The organism is Pseudomonas sp. TUM25319 (assembly GCF_056388475.1).
This window is the reverse complement of record NZ_CM150751.1, coordinates 2253078-2268712: the sequence shown is the minus strand read 5'-3', so window position 1 is coordinate 2268712 and position 15635 is coordinate 2253078. Positions and strand designations below refer to the sequence as shown.

The window sequence follows — 15635 nt, the reverse complement described above, 5'->3', positions numbered from 1 at the left end:
AGCGAGGCGTTCATTGCGCAGGTTCTCCCGAAGCCGTCTGCCCGCTTTCCTTGAGGGCCTTGGTGACTTCCGGCGGCATGTATTTCTCGTCGTGCTTGGCCAGCACTTCATCGGCCACCACCACGCCTTCGGCATTCAGCTTGCCGAGGGCGACGATGCCCTGACCTTCGCGGAACAGGTCGGGAAGGATGCCGCGGTAGGTGATCGGCACCGACTTGTTGAAGTCAGTGACCACGAAGCGCACGTCCAGGGAATCGCTGGAACGTTGTACCGAGCCCTTCTCGACCATGCCACCGGCGCGAATGCGGGTATCCAGCGGCGCCTCGCCGTTGGCGATCTGGGTCGGGGTGTAGAACAGGTTGATGTTTTCCTGCAGCGCGCTCAGGGCCAGGCCGACGGCGACCCCGAGGCCGGCCACCAGGCCGAGGATGATGAACAGGCGCTTCTTGCGTTGCGGATTCACTTGGCGTTCTCCCGGCGCAGACGGCGCGCCTCGGCTTGCAGGTAACGGCGCCGGGCCAGCAGTGGCGAAGCGACATTGACGGCCAGCACCAGCAGGCAGATGCCGTAGGCCGACCAGACATAGGGGCCGTGATGGCCCATGGCGAGAAACTCGCCGAAGGTTGCGAAGCTCATCGTGCGTTCCCCAGGCTGTTCAGCACTTCTTCCCGGACCCAGCTGGCACGCGCCTCGCGCTTGAGCACTTCGAGGCGCATGCGCATCAGCAGCACGGCGCCGAAGAAACAGTAGAAGCCAAGCACGGTCAGCAACAGCGGCAACCACATCTCCACCGGCATCGCCGGTTTTTCGGTGATGGTGAAGGTGGCGCCCTGGTGCAGGGTGTTCCACCACTCCACCGAGTACTTGATGATCGGGATGTTGATCACCCCGACGATGGCCAGCACCGCGCAGGCCTTGGCCGAGCTCTCACGATTGCTGATCGCGTGGCCGAGGGCAATGAGACCGAAGTACAGGAAAAGGAGGATGAGCATGGACGTCAGGCGGGCATCCCAGACCCAGTAGCTGCCCCAGGTGGGCTTGCCCCAGATGGCTCCGGTGACCAGCGCCACCGCGGTCATCCAGGCGCCGATGGGGGCGGCGCTCTGCAGCGCGACATCGGCGATCTTCATCTTCCATACCAGCCCGACCACGCCGGCTACCGCCAGCATCACGTAGCAGGACTGCGCCAGCATGGCCGCCGGCACGTGGATGTAGATGATCCGGAAGCTATTGCCCTGCTGGTAGTCCTGCGGCGCGAAGGCCAGGCCCCAGACCACGCCGGTGCCGATCAGCAACGCTGCGGCGATGGCCAGCCAGGGCAGCAGGCGACCGCTGATGCCGTAGAACCATTTGGGGGAACCGAGCTTGTGAAACCATGTCCAGCTTATTGCGCTGCTTTTCATCACGGTACATCCAGGGTCTTTGCTGGGACGGGCCCAGACCTCGTTATTCTCCGACGCTGATCTTCAGGCCGGCGGCTATTGCAAAAGGTGCAAGGGTGACTGCCAGGGCGGCGAGACTGCCGAGCCAGAGCAGGTATCCGGTTGCGGGCATAGCTTGCACTGCTGCTTGTAAGGCGCCACTGCCCAGGATCAACACCGGGATATATAGCGGCAGAATCAGTAGCGCCAGAAGCAGACCACCTCGTTTCAACCCGACTGTCAGCGCCGCACCCACCGCACCGAGCAGGCTCAGTACCGGCGTACCGAGCAAGAGCGATGCCAGCAGCACGGGCAGGCATTCCACAGGCAAACCGAGCATCAATGCCAGCAGCGGCGACAACAATACCAGCGCCAGACCGGAAAAAATCCAGTGTGCCAGTACCTTGGCCAGTACCAGTAGTGGCAGCGGGTGCGGCGAAAGGACCCACTGTTCGAGGGATCCGTCCTCGAAATCACTGCGAAACAGCCCGTCCAGCGAGAGCAGGACGGCCAGAAGCGCGGCCACCCAGACTAACCCTGGAGACAAGATTTGCAACAATTGTGTCTCAGGACCGACCGCAAGTGGGAACAATGCGATGACGATCGCGAAAAAAACCAGCGGATTGGCCAGCTCTGCCGGACGGCGGCACAACAGACGCGCCTCGCGACGCAACAACAGTACGAATACGCTCATGCCGCCCACTGCCCCAGGTTGATGTCACGGTAGCCGGACGGCGTGTGCTCCAGCGTGTGGTGCGTGGTCAGGACCACCATCCCGCCCTGCTCGCAGTGCCGCGCCAGGTGCGCTTCAAGCTGGGCCACGCCCTGCTTGTCGAGGGCGGTGAAGGGTTCGTCGAGGATCCACAGCGGCGGGCTGTCGAGATACAGCCGGGCCAGGGCCACACGGCGCTGCTGGCCGGCGGACAGGGTGTGACAGGGCACATCTTCGAAACCGCGCAGCCCCACCGCTTCCAGCGCCTGCCAGATGGCATCGCGGCTGGCGGGACGGTGCAGCGCACAGAGCCAGGTGAGGTTTTCCTCGGGGGTGAGCAGGTCCTTGATGCCGGCGGCGTGGCCGATCCATACCAGATTGCGCGCCAGTTCACTGCCCTGCTCCGCCAGCGGCTTGCCGTTGAGCAGGATCTCGCCGAGGGTCGGCTGCATCAGCCCGGCCAGCAGGCGCAGCAGGCTGGTCTTGCCGCTGCCGTTGGGACCGCTGATCTGCAGCATGTCGCCGGCCGCCACCTGGAGTTCGAGGTGCTCGAAGAGCATCCGCCAGTCGCGCTCGCAGGCCAGGCCCACGGCTTGGAGTTGAGGAGTCACAGGTTCGCCTTATGGTTTCGCAGACTGTCTCAAGTCGGTACAGCCCTGGCCGTTATAGTGACAACGAAAACCTGGCCGACCGGTCTGATCGCGAGCGCCGCTCAATCCTGCGCTCGCGGAGGAAATCGGGCGGCATTATACATGCCATGTCCTACTGAAAAGAGGGCTATTTGAACAGGTCGCAGTACGAATGACAGGCGAAATCAACAGCCTTGGCCCGCAGGTTGCCGCCAACGCGCAAGTGCGTGCCGCGGCGATGACCGGTGAACTGGTGAAACTGGTGGAAGCGCAGCCCGACCTGATTCCGTCTGGCGAAACAGCCAAGGGCGAAGTGCTCTCGCTGCGCCAGGTCGGCCAGGAGTTCCAGCTGCTGTTGCGCCTGCTCCAGGCCAATGGCCAGCAGCTGACGGTGCAGACCACGGCCAGCCAGCCACTGGCCCAGGGTAGCCAGGTGCTGGTCAGCCAGACCGCAGCGAATCAGCTCAGCCTGACCGTGCAGCAGGCCATCGCCAGCAACGTCGCCACCCTCACCCGCCTCGACAGCCGCCAGTTCCCCGAAGGTACCCTGGTGCAGGGCAAGGTGCTGACCACCCAGTTGCAGGCGCAAAGTGGCAACCTGCCGCCGGTGTACCGCTCGCTGGTCAGCCTGCTCAATTCCGCCCAGGCCGGCGCCACCCTGGCGATCGACTCGCCTCGCCCGCTGCCGCTGGGCAGCCTGCTCAGCGCACGGGTCCAGGGCGACCAGTCACTGACCTTCGTGCCCCTCAGCGGCCGCCAGGACCAGATGGCCATCGCCCAGAACCTCAGCGCCCAGCAGAACCGCCAGGCGTCGTTGCAGGGGCTGCTGGCGGCGATGCAAAGAATCAGCGCCGATGACGGCCAGCCGCAGCAGGTGCGCACCGTGGTGAACACGTTGCTCGCAAGCCTGCCTGACGTGCGTCAGTTCGGCGATTCTCGCCAGGTGGCGCAAGCGCTCAGCAACAGCGGAGCCTTCCTCGAGGCCCGACTGTTCAATGGTGCCACCGGCCAGCTAGCCCCTGATATCAAGGCGCAGATGGTCAGGCTGGTGGCGCAGTTGCTGCCCAACGTCCCGGGCGGCACGCTGTTCAGCCCGACCACCGCCAGCACCATGGCCCAGGCGCTGCCCGGCCTGATGCGCAGTGCCCTTGGCGCCCTCGGCCAGGTCGCCCCAAAACCACATCCCGGCGTGTTCCCGCTGCCGACCCGGCTGCTGCAGAACGCCGAGGAAGAAGGCGACCTGCAACATCTGCTGCGTCTTGCCGCCGCCGCCATTTCGCGCTTGCAGAGCCATCAGTTGGCGAGCCTGGACCAGACCGGCACCACCCCCGACGGCAATCTGCAGACCACCTGGCAGCTTGAGATCCCCCTGCGAACCGGGCCGGAGTTCATGCCCGTACAGGTCAAGGTGCAGCGTGAGGAAACCCGGGAACAACAGGCCGATCCCGAGCGCGAACGTCGCGACCCACTGGAAATGCTCTGGCGTGTGGACCTGGCCTTCGATCTGCACCCACTGGGCCCCCTGCAGGTTCAGGCGCAGATCAGCCAGGGCAAGCTTTCCAGCCAGCTGTGGGCAGAACTCCCGGCAACGGCGCAATTGGTAGAAAGCCAGCTTGGCGACCTGCGCGCGAGACTGGCGGCGCGCGGGGTGAATGTCGGCGACCTGCAATGCCATCACGGCGTCCCGCCCCAAGGGCCGCGCACGCATCTGGAACAACGCTGGGTGGATGAAAACGCATGAGCAAAAAGACACCCCGCCAGGCCATCGCCCTCAGCTACGACGGCGCCAAGGCTCCGACCCTGACCGCCAAGGGCGATGACGAACTGGCCGAGGCGATCCTCGCGATCGCCCGCGAACACGAAGTCCCGATCTACGAAAACGCCGAGCTGGTGCGCCTGTTGGCGCGGATGGAGCTGGGGGACAGTATTCCCGAAGCGCTGTACCTGACCATCGCCGAAATCATTGCCTTTGCCTGGCAATTGCGGGGCAAGGTGCCGGTGGGGTTCAACGACGAGGGGCCGGTGGAGAGGGACATCACGCCGGATCTGAAGGGATTGCCTGGACCTCGTTAATACCGGGCACGATCACCTGTGGGAGCGGCTTCAGCCGCGATTGGGCGCGAAGCGGCCATGAAATCTGAGCCCGCGATACGTCTGGCAGACCCGGTACTCAGGGTTTACGACAGCTTCGCCGCCGATCGCGGCGGTCCGGCGTTCCGGTGAATCCGCCCCCACAGGCGCAGGCGAACGAAGGCCTCAGCTCTTGTGCAGCTTGCTCATCAACTCCGCCTCGGCCTGGGTCAGGCCGCAGGTCTGGGTCAGTTCGTCGACGCTGGCGCCCATCCCCACCAACCGCGCCGCCTGAGCAAACGACAGGTTGTTGGGGTCGCGCTGCTCGATCTGCAGCAGTTTCTCCGGCAACGGCGCTACCGTGGCACGCAATTCGTGCAGGGCGTCGCCCATGGCCACCGAGCTGTTCTGGTAATCGTCCAGGCGCTTGGCCAGGTCCTTGATGCGCTGGTCACGCAGCGCATCGCCCTGGGCCTGTTGCGCGGCGATCTCGCGCTGGCGCTTGCTGTAGCCGATGAACAGCCAGGCACTCAGCGCCCACAGCAGCGCCAGGAATACAACCGCAACCTCCAGGATCAACTCAGATGTTCTCCAGCTCGGACCACTCTTCCTCGGTCATCATCTTGTCCAGCTCGACCAGGATCAGCAGCTCGCCGTTCTTGTTGCAAACGCCCTGGATGAACTTGGCCGATTCCTCGTTACCGACGTTCGGCGCCGTCTCGACTTCCGACTGACGCAGGTAGACCACTTCGGCCACGCTATCGACCAGGATGCCCACCACTTGCTTGTCCGCCTCGATGATGACGATACGGGTGTTATCGGTCACATCGCTCGGCACCAGGCCAAAACGCTGACGGGTGTCGATCACGGTAACCACGTTGCCGCGCAGGTTGATGATGCCCAGCACGTAGCTTGGCGCACCCGGCACCGGCGCGATCTCGGTGTAACGCAGCACTTCCTGGACCTGCATCACGTTGATGCCGTAGGACTCGTTGTCCAGGCGGAAGGTTACCCACTGCAGGATCGGATCTTCGGAACCTTGTGCAGACGTCTTTTTCATTCCCCTAACCCTCAAAAACCGCCGTCGGCGGAGTGCTCAGTACGATCGCGCCGTTGCGCGACCGATCATTTGTGTTTCAGTTGCATCTGCTTGACCGCGCCGCTGGCGATCAACTCCGCCAGCTCGGCCACATCCAGCAGCGCGCACATGTGTTCGATCACGGTACCGGCCAGCCATGGCCGCTGGCCGCGCTGGCTGCGCCATTTGATCTCGCTCGGGTCCAGGCGCAGGGAGCGGCTGACGTTGTGCACCGCCAGCCCCCACTCGTAGCCCTGGACCGAAATCACGTACTGCAGGCCGTCACGGAAATCGTCACGGTAGCGCTCGGGCATGACCCAGCGCGCGGTGTCCAGCACCTTCAGGTTGCCGGCCTGGCTTGGCAGGATACCGAGGAACCATTCCGGTTGGCCGAACAGTGGCGTCAGTTCCTGCCCGGCCAGCGTATAAATCGAGCCGAGACAGACCAGCGGCACCGCCAGGGTCAATCCGGCCACATCGAACAGCAGGCATTCGAACGGTTCGGCAGCCCAGGCCGGACGGCCGTCGATGGCCTTCGGCGGCTGCGGCTGGTCCGGCGCAGGCGCCAGGTGGACCTCCACCAGTGGCTCGACCCACACAGGCGCTTCGACTACCGGCTCGACGACCTTCGCCACCACCGGCTCGACCACCGGGGCAACCTTGAGTGCAGGTGCAGCCACCGGCACGCGCACCGGCGGCGGCTCGGCAAAGGTAGTCGGCGCCGGGCGGCTGGCCTGGGATTCGCGGCGGGCGTCGCGGGCCTGCTCTTCCAGCACCGCGGCCTGGAAATCATCCAGCACCTCGCTGGAAACCGGCGCAACGGGTGGTTCGGCCACGACGGTGACAACCGCGGGTGGCACCGGAGCGACCACCGGCTCGGCGACGGTCAACTCGTCGGTCGCTTCCTGCAGCAGCCCATCCAGGTACGACTGCAAGGCCATCTGTGGCCGTGTGGCAATGCTCTGGGGTCGATTCATCAGGCCACCTGCGCCACTTTCTGCGTCAGCAGATGTTTGAGCAAGGTGCGATAGGCCACCACGCCACGACTCTTGGCGTCGTACTGCGACGGCGTGACGCCTGCCCGGCTGGCATCGCGCAACCGCGTATCGACCGGGATGTAACCATGCCAGATGTTTTCCGGATACGCGTCGCGCAGCACCTTGAGGGTGCCCATGGACGCCTGGGTACGGCGGTCGAACAGGGTTGGCACGATGTGGTACGGCAGCGCCTGGCGCCGCGAGCGATTGACCATCGCCAGGGTGCTGACCATGCGCTCCAGGCCTTTCACCGCGAGGTATTCGGTCTGCACCGGAATGACCAGTTGCTGGCTGGCAGCGAGGGCGTTGACCATCAGCACGCCGAGCAATGGCGGGCTGTCGATCAGGGCATAGTCGAAATCCTGCCAGAGCTGCGCCAGACTCTTGGCGATCACCAGGCCCAGGCCGTTCTGCCCCGGCGACTGGCGCTCCAGTACCGCCAGCGCGGTACTGGAAGGCAACAGCGAGATTTTTTCATGGCTGGTCGGCAACAGCAGTTGTCCGGGCAAGCCTTCGGGCACTGTGCCCTTGTGCTGGAACAGGTCGAAGGTGCTGTGCTCCAGCGTGTCGGGGTTATGCCCGAAATAACTGGTCATGGACCCATGGGGGTCGAGGTCGACCACGACCACGCGCCGCCCGGCATCGGCCAGCAGGCCTGCCAGGGCGATTGAGGTGGTGGTCTTGCCGACGCCACCTTTTTGATTGGCTACTGCCCAGACTCTCATGCGCTGTTTCCTCCCGGTCAGACGGTTGCCAGCCGGGATCGATTAAAAGGTCGACGACGGAGATTTGACGGGATTGCTCCCGGCCGTCGGTGATACCACGGGCGGTGCAGGTTGTGTGCCAGCGCGCTTGAGTGCCGCATCCGGGCTGGCATTGGCGGTTCCGGTGCCGGTCAGGCTGCGGCGCACATCCAGGTTGCGGGAGATCACCAGCACCACACGGCGGTTCTGCGCACGCCCCTGGGGCGTGGTATTGCTGGCGATCGGCTGGAACTCGCCATAGCCGACGGAGGCCATGCGCGCAGGATTCACACCCTCCATCGCCAACAGCCGCACGATGCTCGCCGCCCGCGCCGAAGACAGCTCCCAGTTGGTGGGGTACTGCGCCGTGCGGATCGGCTGGTCATCGGTGAATCCCTCGACGTGCACCGGGTTGGCGAAGGGCTTGATGATGTTTGCCACCTTCTCGATGATGTTGAACGCGATGTCGCTGGGCATCGCATCACCGCTGCCGAACAGCAGCGCCGAATTCAGCTCGATCTCGATCCACAGCTCGTTGCCGCGCACCGTCATCTGATCGGTCTTGATGAGGTCGCCGAAGGCCTGCATCACCTCATCGGTGATGGTTTTCAGCGGGTCGGCGCTGGTCTGGGCCAGGCCGGCGTCGGTCTGTTCACTGTCCTTGATCAGGGGTTGCGCCGGGCGAACGCTCAGGGGGCGCTCCTCGCCGATGGGAATCGGCTTGGTACTGCGCTCGGCGTCATTGAACACACCGAGCAACGCCTGGGACATGATCTTGTACTTGCCCTCGTTGATCGAGGAAATCGAATACATGACCACGAAAAACGCGAACAGCAAGGTGATGAAGTCCGCGTAGGACACCAGCCAGCGTTCGTGATTCTCGTGTTCCTCGACTTTGCGGCGACGGGCCATGGTTACTCCATGAAGCCCTGGAGCTTCAGTTCGATCGAGCGCGGGTTTTCGCCTTCGGCGATCGACAGCAGGCCTTCCAGCAGCATTTCGCGGTAGCGCGACTGGCGCATGACCTGCGCCTTGAGCTTGTTGGCCACCGGCAGCAGGATCAGGTTGGCGCTGGCCACGCCGTAAATGGTGGCGACGAAGGCCACGGCGATGCCGTTGCCCAGTTGCGAAGGATCGGCCAGGTTACCCATGACGTGGATCAGGCCCATGACCGCACCGATGATGCCGATGGTCGGCGCGTAGCCGCCCATGCTCTCGAACACCTTGGCGGCCTGGATGTCACGGCTTTCCTGGGTCAGGAAATCCACTTCGAGGATGCTGCGGATGGCTTCCGGCTCGGCACCGTCCACCAGCAGTTGCAGGCCCTTGCGCGCGTAGGGATCAGGCTCTGCATCGGCCACGCCCTCCAGGCCCAGCAGGCCTTCCTTGCGCGCGGTGAGGCTCCAGTTGACCACCCGGTCAATGCCGCCGGCCAGATCGACCCGCGGCGGGAAGAGAATCCAGCCGACGATCTGCAGCGCCCGCTTGAATGCGCTCAGCGGTGACTGCAACAACGCCGCCGCCAGGGTCCCGCCCAGTACGATCAGCGCCGCCGGGCCATTGACCAGCGCACCGACGTGACCGCCTTCGAGCAGGTTGCCGCCAACGATTGCGACGAAGGCGAGGATGATACCGAGAAGGCTGAGAACATCCATCAGACGCAAGCCTCGACCAGGTGACGGCCAATATCGTCAAGCCCGTACACCGCATCGGCGAGGTTGGCCTTGACGATGGCCATGGGCATGCCATAGATCACGCAACTGGCCTCGTCCTGGGCCCAGACCTGGCTGCCGCCCTGCTTGAGCAGGCGTGCGCCTTCACGGCCATCGGCGCCCATGCCGGTGAGCACCACCGCCAGCACCTTGTCGCCGTACGACTTCGCCGCAGAACCGAAGGTGATGTCCACACAGGGCTTGTAGTTGAGGCGTTCGTCACCCGGCAGGATCTTCACCATGCCGCGACCGTCCACCATCATCTGCTTGCCACCGGGGGCCAGCAACGCCAGGCCGGGGCGCAGCATGTCGCCATCCTCGGCTTCCTTGACGCTGATCTTGCACAGTTTGTCGAGGCGCTCGGCAAAGGCTTTGGTAAAGGCCGCCGGCATGTGCTGGATCAGCACGATGGGCGCCGGGAAGTTGGCCGGCAACTGGGTCAGCACCCGCTGCAGGGCAACCGGGCCACCGGTGGAAGTACCGATAGCCAGCAATTTGTAGGCCTTGCGCTTGGGCGCAGGCGAATGGGCCGCCGGCGCCGGCGCAGGACTCGCCTGGCGACTGGGCAGCGGCGAGGGTGCGCGGCTCGAACCGAGGGACGACACCGGGCTGGAGGACGGGGTGCCGACCGCTGGCAACGGGCTGGCATAGCTGCTGAAACGACGGTTGCTGCGGGAGATGGTGTGGACCTTCTCGCACAGCAGTTGCTTGACCTTGTCCGGGTTGCGCGAGATGTCCTCGAAGTTCTTCGGCAGATAGTCCACCGCGCCGGCATCCAGCGCATCGAGGGTAACCCGGGCACCTTCGTGGGTGAGCGAGGAGAACATCAGCACCGGGGTCGGGCAGCGTTGCATGATGTGGCGGACTGCGGTGATGCCATCCATGGTGGGCATCTCGTAGTCCATGGTGATGACATCCGGCTTGAGCGACAGTGCCTGGTCGATCGCTTCCTTGCCATTGGTGGCGGTGCCGACAACCTGGATGGTCGGGTCCGCCGAGAGAATTTCCGAGACACGGCGGCGGAAGAAACCGGAATCATCCACCACCAGGACCTTGACTGCCATAAACACTCCATTAGGTGGCGCGACCGCGAGGCCGCGCCACCGGGATCAAATTCGCCGCGCGGCGTAACGCTTGAGCATGCTCGGAACGTCGAGGATCAGCGCAATGCGCCCGTCACCGGTGATGGTGGCGCCCGACATGCCCGGCGTGCCCTGGAGCATCTTGCCCAGCGGCTTGATGACCACTTCTTCCTGGCCGACCAGTTGATCGACGACAAAGCCGATGCGCTGGGTGCCCACCGAAAGGATCACCACATGGCCTTCGTGCTGCTCTTCATGAGCGGCGGAACTGACCAGCCAGCGCTTGAGGTAGAACAGCGGCAATGCCTTGTCGCGGACGATCACCACCTCCTGGCCGTCGACCACGTTGGTGCGCGACAGGTCGAGGTGGAAGATCTCGTTGACGTTGACCAGCGGGAAGGCGAAGGCCTGGTTGCCCAGCATCACCATCAGGGTCGGCATGATCGCCAGGGTCAGCGGCACCTTGATGACGATCTTCGAACCCTGGCCCTTGGCCGAGTAGATGTTGATCGAGCCGTTGAGCTGGGAAATCTTGGTCTTGACCACGTCCATGCCGACACCACGGCCGGACACGTCGGAAATCTCGGTCTTGGTCGAGAAGCCCGGGGCGAAGATCAGGTTGTAGCAGTCCGATTCGCTCAGGCGGTCGGCCGCGTCCTTGTCCATCAGGCCCTTTTCCACGGCCTTGGCACGCAGCACCGCGGGGTCCATGCCCTTGCCGTCGTCGGAAATGGACAGGAGGATATGGTCGCCCTCCTGCTCCGCCGCCAGCACCACCTTGCCGCCGCGGGACTTGCCCGAGGCTTCGCGCTCTTCCGGGGTCTCGACGCCATGGTCGACGGCGTTGCGCACCAAGTGGACCAAGGGGTCGGCCAGGGCCTCGACGAGGTTCTTGTCGAGGTCGGTCTCTTCGCCCACCAGCTCCAGGTTGATCTCTTTCTTGAGCTGCCGGGCGAGGTCGCGAACCAGGCGCGGGAAACGCCCGAAGACCTTCTTGATCGGCTGCATGCGGGTCTTCATGACCGCGGTCTGCAGGTCGGCGGTGACCACGTCGAGGTTCGACACGGCCTTGGACATGGCCTCGTCGCCGCTGTTCAGGCCCAGGCGCACCAGGCGGTTACGCACCAGCACCAGCTCGCCGACCATGTTCATGATTTCGTCCAGGCGCGCGGTATCGACCCGCACGGTGGTCTCGGTCTCGCTGGCCGGATGCTTGTCGGCGGCTGCCGGAGCAGCGGCCTGGCGAGCCGGTGCCGGCGCGGCGGGCTTGGCCGCCGGGGCAGGCGCGGCAGCTGGCCTGGCCACGGGTTTGGCAACGACGGCGGCAGGCGCAACCGGCTCCGGTGCGACACTGTCCGGAACGAACTTGCCCTTGCCGTGCAACTGATCGAGCAGCGCTTCGAATTCCTGCTCGGTGATGTGGTCGCCGGCCTCGCCCGCAGCCACTTCCGGCTCGCTGACCAGCGACGCGGCAGCGGCAGTCGCTGCCGGCAGCGCGTCCACGGCGAAGGAGCCCTTGCCATGCAACTGGTCCAGCAGCGCCTCGAACTCGTCGTCGGTAATTTCGTCGCTCGCCGAGGCAGCGGCATCTGCAACAGGTGCAGACGCGGTAGCGCCCGGCAGGCCGTCGGCAGCGAACTGCCCCTTGCCGTGCAACTGGTCGAGCAGCGACTCGAATTCGGCGTCAGTGATCTCGTCACTGGCCGACGCAGCGGACTCGGCCTCCTCCTTCACTGCACCCAGCGAATCGAGCAGTTGTTCGAACTCACTGTCGGTGATGTCGCCAGACACCGCCGCCACATCGGCTGCTGCCACAGGCGCAGGCTCGACGGCGGCGGGGGCAACCGGAGCCGCCGGCTCGGCACCGGCCGGCTCGGCCAGACGCGCCAGGGCGCCCAGCAACTCGGGGGTGGCCGGAGTGATGTCGGTGCGTTCGCGTACCTGGCCGAACATGCTGTTGACGGTGTCCAGGGCTTCAAGGACCACGTCCATCAGTTCGGCATCGACCCGGCGCTCTCCCTTGCGCAGGATGTCGAAAACGTTCTCGGCGATGTGGCAGCACTCCACCAGCTCGTTGAGCTGGAGGAAGCCGGCGCCCCCTTTTACAGTGTGAAAACCGCGAAAAATCGCATTGAGCAGGTCCGCATCGTCCGGACGGCTTTCTAGCTCGACCAGTTGCTCGGACAGTTGCTCAAGAATTTCGCCGGCCTCTACCAGGAAATCCTGAAGGATTTCTTCATCGGCGCCGAAGCTCATCAAACGTGCTCCCTAAAAACCCAGGCTGGACAGCAGATCATCGACATCGTCCTGACCGGACACGACATCTTCACGTTTATCGGCATGAATCTGCGGTCCTTCACCCCGAGTCGGATGTTTACTTTGGTCGCTCTCGGCCTTGAGCTGATTGCGGTCATGCTCGATACCGGCGAAGCGGTCGACCTGACTGGCCATCAACACGAGCTTGAGCAGATTCTTCTCGACTTCGGTGACCAGTGAGGTCACCCGCTTGATCACCTGGCCGGTCAGGTCCTGATAGTCCTGGGCCAGGAGAATATCGTTGAGGTAGCCACTGACTTTGTGGCTGTCCTCGGCGCTGCGCGCCAGAAACCTGTCGACACGCTGGACCAGTTCGCGAAACTCCGGCGCTGCCACTTCCCTGCGCATGAAGCGCTGCCAATCGGCGTGCAGTTCGCGGGCCTCGTCACCCAGCTCGTGGAGCACGGGCGTCCCTTGTTCGACCAGATCCATGGTGCGGTTCGCCGCCGCCTCGGTGAGCTTGACCACATAGGCCAGGCGCTCGGTGGCGTCGGTGATCTGGGAAATTTCCTCGGCCTGCGGCATATGCGTGTCGATCTGGAAACTGACGATCGCACTGTGCAGCTCTCGCGTGAGCTTGCCGACTTCCTGGTACAGGCCACGGTCACGGGTCTGGTTCAGCTGATGGATCAGTTGCACCGCGTCGCCGAACTGTCCTCGTTCGAGGCTCTCGACCAGCTCCTGGGCATGTTTCTTAAGGGTCGACTCGAAGTCGCCCAAAGATGATTCTTTATGGTCCATAAGCGCCCCCGTGCACGCCTCAGCTATTGACGCGTTCGAAGATCTTTTCGATTTTCTCTTTCAGCACCTGGGCGGTGAAAGGCTTGACCACATAGCCGTTAACACCGGCCTGGGCAGCTTCGATGATCTGCTCGCGCTTGGCTTCGGCGGTCACCATCAGCACAGGCATGGCTTTCAACCGATCGTCCTTGCGCACTTCACGCAGCAGATCGATGCCGGACATGCCAGGCATGTTCCAGTCGGTCACCAGGAAGTCGAAATTGCCGGCATGCAGCATGGGCAACGCGGTAGTGCCGTCGTCGGCCTCATGTGTATTGGTGAAGCCCAGATCGCGCAACAGGTTCTTGATGATCCGCCGCATCGTCGAAAAATCGTCAACGATGAGGATTTTCATTTCTTTGTTCAATTAGACCTCCAAGCAGTCTTTAACGCGCCCAGCGCTGAGCGCGCGTTCAATCAATTCCGGCTACCACGTGGTTACGACTGCATCGAAGCTGCGCTCAACGCGCCCGCCATTCCCCCAGCCGGCTGCGCAGACGGGCCGCGCATTGACTGTGCAACTGACTGACACGCGACTCGCTGACCCCCAGGACCTCACCGATTTCCTTGAGGTTCAGCTCTTCGTCGTAGTACAGCGCCAGCACCAGTCGCTCGCGTTCGGGCAGGTTGGCGATGGCATCGGCCAGGGCTGCCTGAAAACGCTCGTCTTCCAGATCGCGCGAAGGCTCGAGCTGGGCACTGGCGCCATCCTCGTGCAGGCCTTCATGCTCGCCGTCCTGCAACAGGTCGTCGAAACTGAACAGGCGGCTGCCCAAGGTATCGTTCAAAATCCCGTAGTAATCATCGAGACTCAATTGAAGTTCGGCAGCAACCTCGTGATCTTTAGCGTCACGGCCGGTTTTTGCCTCAATTGCACGAATCGCGTCGCTGACCATGCGGGTATTGCGGTGTACCGAGCGCGGCGCCCAGTCGCCTTTGCGCACCTCATCGAGCATCGCGCCACGGATGCGAATGCCGGCGTAGGTCTCGAAACTGGCGCCCTTGCTCGAATCGTATTTGTTGGAAACCTCGAGCAGGCCGATCATCCCGGCCTGGATCAGGTCTTCCACTTGCACACTGGCCGGCAATCGCGCCAGCAAGTGGTAGGCGATGCGCTTGACCAGCGGTGCATAACGCTCGATCAGTTCGTACTGGGCGTCACGGGAGGCCTTGCTGTACATCCGATAGCCGCTCGCGCTCATAGCACAGGTCCCGCACTGGTTGGTTGCACCAGACGCTCGACGAAAAACTCCAGGTGACCGCGCGGGTTGGCCGGCAGCGGCCAGCTATCGACCTTCTGGGCGATCGCCTTGAACGCCAGCGCGCACTTGGAACGCGGAAAGGCTTCATAGACCGCTCGCTGCTTCTGCACAGCCTTGCGCACGCACTCGTCGTAGGGCACTGCACCGACGTATTGTAGGGCGACATCCAGGAAGCGATCCGTGACCTTGGTCAACTTGGCGAACAGATTGCGACCCTCCTGCGGGCTCTGGGCCATGTTCGCCAGCACCCGGAAACGATTCATGCCGTAATCGCGGTTGAGCAGCTTGATCAGGGCGTAGGCGTCGGTGATGGACGTCGGCTCGTCGCAGACCACCAGCAGGACTTCCTGCGCAGCACGAACGAAGCTGACTACCGAGTCACCAATACCCGCGGCGGTGTCGATCACCAGCACGTCGAGGTTGTCGCCGATCTCGCTGAAGGCCTGGATCAGGCCGGCATGCTGGGCCGGCGCCAGGTGCACCATGCTCTGGGTGCCGGAGGCGGCAGGCACGATGCGTACCCCGCCAGGCCCCTGCAGGAGCACGTCGCGCAGCTCGCAGCGGCCTTCGATGACATCAGCCAGGGTCCGTTTGGGGGTGAGCCCGAGCAGTACGTCGACATTGGCCAGGCCAAGGTCGGCGTCCAGCAGCATGACGCGACGGCCAAGCTCGGCCAGCGCCAGCGAAAGATTCACTGACACGTTGGTCTTGCCGACGCCACCTTTGCCGCCGGTCACGGCGATCACCTGTACGGGATGCATGCTACCCATATTTGTTCTTTACCTTGTCTTGC

Annotated in this window: 19 protein-coding genes; 2 read left to right on the top strand and 17 right to left on the bottom strand. The window is 63.8% G+C overall.

Annotation, left to right across the window (positions count from 1 at the left end):
* Positions 1-10 precede the first annotated feature (10 nt).
* From ccmE to ccmA, 5 genes are read right to left on the bottom strand one after another with little or no spacing between them, the layout of a single operon-like run.
* A complete protein-coding gene (gene ccmE, locus AC05QJ_RS10745; protein ID WP_476746837.1) occupies positions 11-463 on the bottom strand; it encodes a cytochrome c maturation protein CcmE in 453 nt (150 codons plus the stop codon).
* Complete coding sequence (gene ccmD, locus AC05QJ_RS10740; protein WP_476746836.1) at positions 460-636, bottom strand: heme exporter protein CcmD; 177 nt, start codon at positions 634-636, stop codon at positions 460-462. Before ccmD ends, ccmE begins: the two co-directional genes overlap by 4 nt.
* Complete coding sequence (locus AC05QJ_RS10735) at positions 633-1403, bottom strand: heme ABC transporter permease (protein WP_476746835.1); 771 nt, start codon at positions 1401-1403, stop codon at positions 633-635. Before AC05QJ_RS10735 ends, ccmD begins: the two co-directional genes overlap by 4 nt.
* Before the next feature lie 43 nt (positions 1404-1446).
* Positions 1447-2115 (bottom strand): heme exporter protein CcmB, encoded by a 669-nt coding sequence (gene ccmB, locus AC05QJ_RS10730; protein WP_476746834.1) that lies wholly within the window; start codon positions 2113-2115, stop codon positions 1447-1449.
* Entirely contained in the window at positions 2112-2744 is a 633-nt protein-coding gene (gene ccmA / locus AC05QJ_RS10725; RefSeq protein WP_476746833.1) for a cytochrome c biogenesis heme-transporting ATPase CcmA, read from the bottom strand. Before ccmA ends, ccmB begins: the two co-directional genes overlap by 4 nt.
* Positions 2745-2934: 190 nt before the next feature.
* On the opposite strand from ccmA, the gene fliK reads away from it, so the two are divergent.
* Positions 2935-4503, top strand: coding sequence for a flagellar hook-length control protein FliK (fliK, locus tag AC05QJ_RS10720; RefSeq protein WP_476746832.1), 1569 nt, complete (start codon positions 2935-2937; stop codon positions 4501-4503).
* Positions 4500-4835 (top strand): EscU/YscU/HrcU family type III secretion system export apparatus switch protein, encoded by a 336-nt coding sequence (locus tag AC05QJ_RS10715; RefSeq protein WP_476746831.1) that lies wholly within the window; start codon positions 4500-4502, stop codon positions 4833-4835. The genes fliK and AC05QJ_RS10715 overlap by 4 nt, the downstream gene beginning before the upstream one ends.
* Positions 4836-5018: 183 nt before the next feature.
* Here AC05QJ_RS10715 and AC05QJ_RS10710 read toward each other — a convergent pair whose 3' ends face one another.
* The 12 genes from AC05QJ_RS10710 to fleN form a co-directional block, all read right to left on the bottom strand.
* On the bottom strand, positions 5019-5411 hold the full coding sequence (locus AC05QJ_RS10710; RefSeq protein WP_476746830.1) for a DUF2802 domain-containing protein: 393 nt from the start codon (positions 5409-5411) through the stop codon (positions 5019-5021).
* Position 5412: 1 nt separating this feature from the next.
* Complete coding sequence (locus tag AC05QJ_RS10705; protein ID WP_476746829.1) at positions 5413-5892, bottom strand: chemotaxis protein CheW; 480 nt, start codon at positions 5890-5892, stop codon at positions 5413-5415.
* Positions 5893-5957: 65 nt separating this feature from the next.
* Entirely contained in the window at positions 5958-6887 is a 930-nt protein-coding gene (locus tag AC05QJ_RS10700) for a CheW domain-containing protein (protein ID WP_476746828.1), read from the bottom strand.
* On the bottom strand, positions 6887-7672 hold the full coding sequence (locus AC05QJ_RS10695; protein WP_476746827.1) for a ParA family protein: 786 nt from the start codon (positions 7670-7672) through the stop codon (positions 6887-6889). Before AC05QJ_RS10695 ends, AC05QJ_RS10700 begins: the two co-directional genes overlap by 1 nt.
* Before the next feature lie 42 nt (positions 7673-7714).
* Entirely contained in the window at positions 7715-8602 is an 888-nt protein-coding gene (gene motD / locus AC05QJ_RS10690; RefSeq protein WP_476746826.1) for a flagellar motor protein MotD, read from the bottom strand.
* A 2-nt stretch (positions 8603-8604) separates the two neighbouring features.
* Positions 8605-9345, bottom strand: a complete 741-nt coding sequence (locus AC05QJ_RS10685; RefSeq protein ID WP_476746825.1) for a flagellar motor protein — start codon at positions 9343-9345, stop codon at positions 8605-8607.
* Positions 9345-10466: a protein-glutamate methylesterase/protein-glutamine glutaminase gene (locus AC05QJ_RS10680; protein ID WP_476746824.1), complete on the bottom strand. Its 1122-nt coding sequence runs from the start codon at positions 10464-10466 to the stop codon at positions 9345-9347. The genes AC05QJ_RS10685 and AC05QJ_RS10680 overlap by 1 nt, the downstream gene beginning before the upstream one ends.
* Positions 10467-10511: 45 nt before the next feature.
* Positions 10512-12740 (bottom strand): chemotaxis protein CheA, encoded by a 2229-nt coding sequence (locus AC05QJ_RS10675; protein ID WP_476746823.1) that lies wholly within the window; start codon positions 12738-12740, stop codon positions 10512-10514.
* Positions 12741-12752: 12 nt separating this feature from the next.
* On the bottom strand, positions 12753-13541 hold the full coding sequence (locus AC05QJ_RS10670) for a protein phosphatase CheZ (RefSeq protein ID WP_476746822.1): 789 nt from the start codon (positions 13539-13541) through the stop codon (positions 12753-12755).
* 19 nt (positions 13542-13560) lie between these two features.
* A complete protein-coding gene (locus AC05QJ_RS10665) occupies positions 13561-13935 on the bottom strand; it encodes a chemotaxis response regulator CheY (RefSeq protein ID WP_476746821.1) in 375 nt (124 codons plus the stop codon).
* A 106-nt stretch (positions 13936-14041) separates the two neighbouring features.
* Positions 14042-14782, bottom strand: a complete 741-nt coding sequence (fliA, locus tag AC05QJ_RS10660; RefSeq protein WP_095156978.1) for an RNA polymerase sigma factor FliA — start codon at positions 14780-14782, stop codon at positions 14042-14044.
* Positions 14779-15612 carry a flagellar synthesis regulator FleN gene (gene fleN, locus AC05QJ_RS10655; protein WP_016393812.1) on the bottom strand — a complete coding sequence of 278 codons (834 nt, stop codon included), beginning with the start codon at positions 15610-15612 and terminating at the stop codon, positions 14779-14781. Before fleN ends, fliA begins: the two co-directional genes overlap by 4 nt.
* Positions 15613-15635 lie beyond the last annotated feature (23 nt).

What these genes read in the sequence shown, in the direction of transcription:
- fleN (WP_016393812.1), bottom strand. Translation starts at nt 15,612, where the DNA reads ATGGGTAGCATGCATCCCGTACAGGTGATCGCCGTGACCGGCGGCAAA.
- AC05QJ_RS10665 (WP_476746821.1), bottom strand. Translation starts at nt 13,935, where the DNA reads ATGAAAATCCTCATCGTTGACGATTTTTCGACGATGCGGCGGATCATC.
- AC05QJ_RS10675 (WP_476746823.1), bottom strand. Translation starts at nt 12,740, where the DNA reads ATGAGCTTCGGCGCCGATGAAGAAATCCTTCAGGATTTCCTGGTAGAG.
- fliK (WP_476746832.1), top strand. Translation starts at nt 2,935, where the DNA reads ATGACAGGCGAAATCAACAGCCTTGGCCCGCAGGTTGCCGCCAACGCG.
- AC05QJ_RS10680 (WP_476746824.1), bottom strand. Translation starts at nt 10,466, where the DNA reads ATGGCAGTCAAGGTCCTGGTGGTGGATGATTCCGGTTTCTTCCGCCGC.
- AC05QJ_RS10685 (WP_476746825.1), bottom strand. Translation starts at nt 9,345, where the DNA reads ATGGATGTTCTCAGCCTTCTCGGTATCATCCTCGCCTTCGTCGCAATC.
- ccmB (WP_476746834.1), bottom strand. Translation starts at nt 2,115, where the DNA reads ATGAGCGTATTCGTACTGTTGTTGCGTCGCGAGGCGCGTCTGTTGTGC.
- ccmD (WP_476746836.1), bottom strand. Translation starts at nt 636, where the DNA reads ATGAGCTTCGCAACCTTCGGCGAGTTTCTCGCCATGGGCCATCACGGC.
- AC05QJ_RS10695 (WP_476746827.1), bottom strand. Translation starts at nt 7,672, where the DNA reads ATGAGAGTCTGGGCAGTAGCCAATCAAAAAGGTGGCGTCGGCAAGACC.
- motD (WP_476746826.1), bottom strand. Translation starts at nt 8,602, where the DNA reads ATGGCCCGTCGCCGCAAAGTCGAGGAACACGAGAATCACGAACGCTGG.
- fliA (WP_095156978.1), bottom strand. Translation starts at nt 14,782, where the DNA reads ATGAGCGCGAGCGGCTATCGGATGTACAGCAAGGCCTCCCGTGACGCC.
- AC05QJ_RS10670 (WP_476746822.1), bottom strand. Translation starts at nt 13,541, where the DNA reads ATGGACCATAAAGAATCATCTTTGGGCGACTTCGAGTCGACCCTTAAG.
- AC05QJ_RS10735 (WP_476746835.1), bottom strand. Translation starts at nt 1,403, where the DNA reads ATGAAAAGCAGCGCAATAAGCTGGACATGGTTTCACAAGCTCGGTTCC.
- AC05QJ_RS10700 (WP_476746828.1), bottom strand. Translation starts at nt 6,887, where the DNA reads ATGAATCGACCCCAGAGCATTGCCACACGGCCACAGATGGCCTTGCAG.
- AC05QJ_RS10705 (WP_476746829.1), bottom strand. Translation starts at nt 5,892, where the DNA reads ATGAAAAAGACGTCTGCACAAGGTTCCGAAGATCCGATCCTGCAGTGG.
- AC05QJ_RS10715 (WP_476746831.1), top strand. Translation starts at nt 4,500, where the DNA reads ATGAGCAAAAAGACACCCCGCCAGGCCATCGCCCTCAGCTACGACGGC.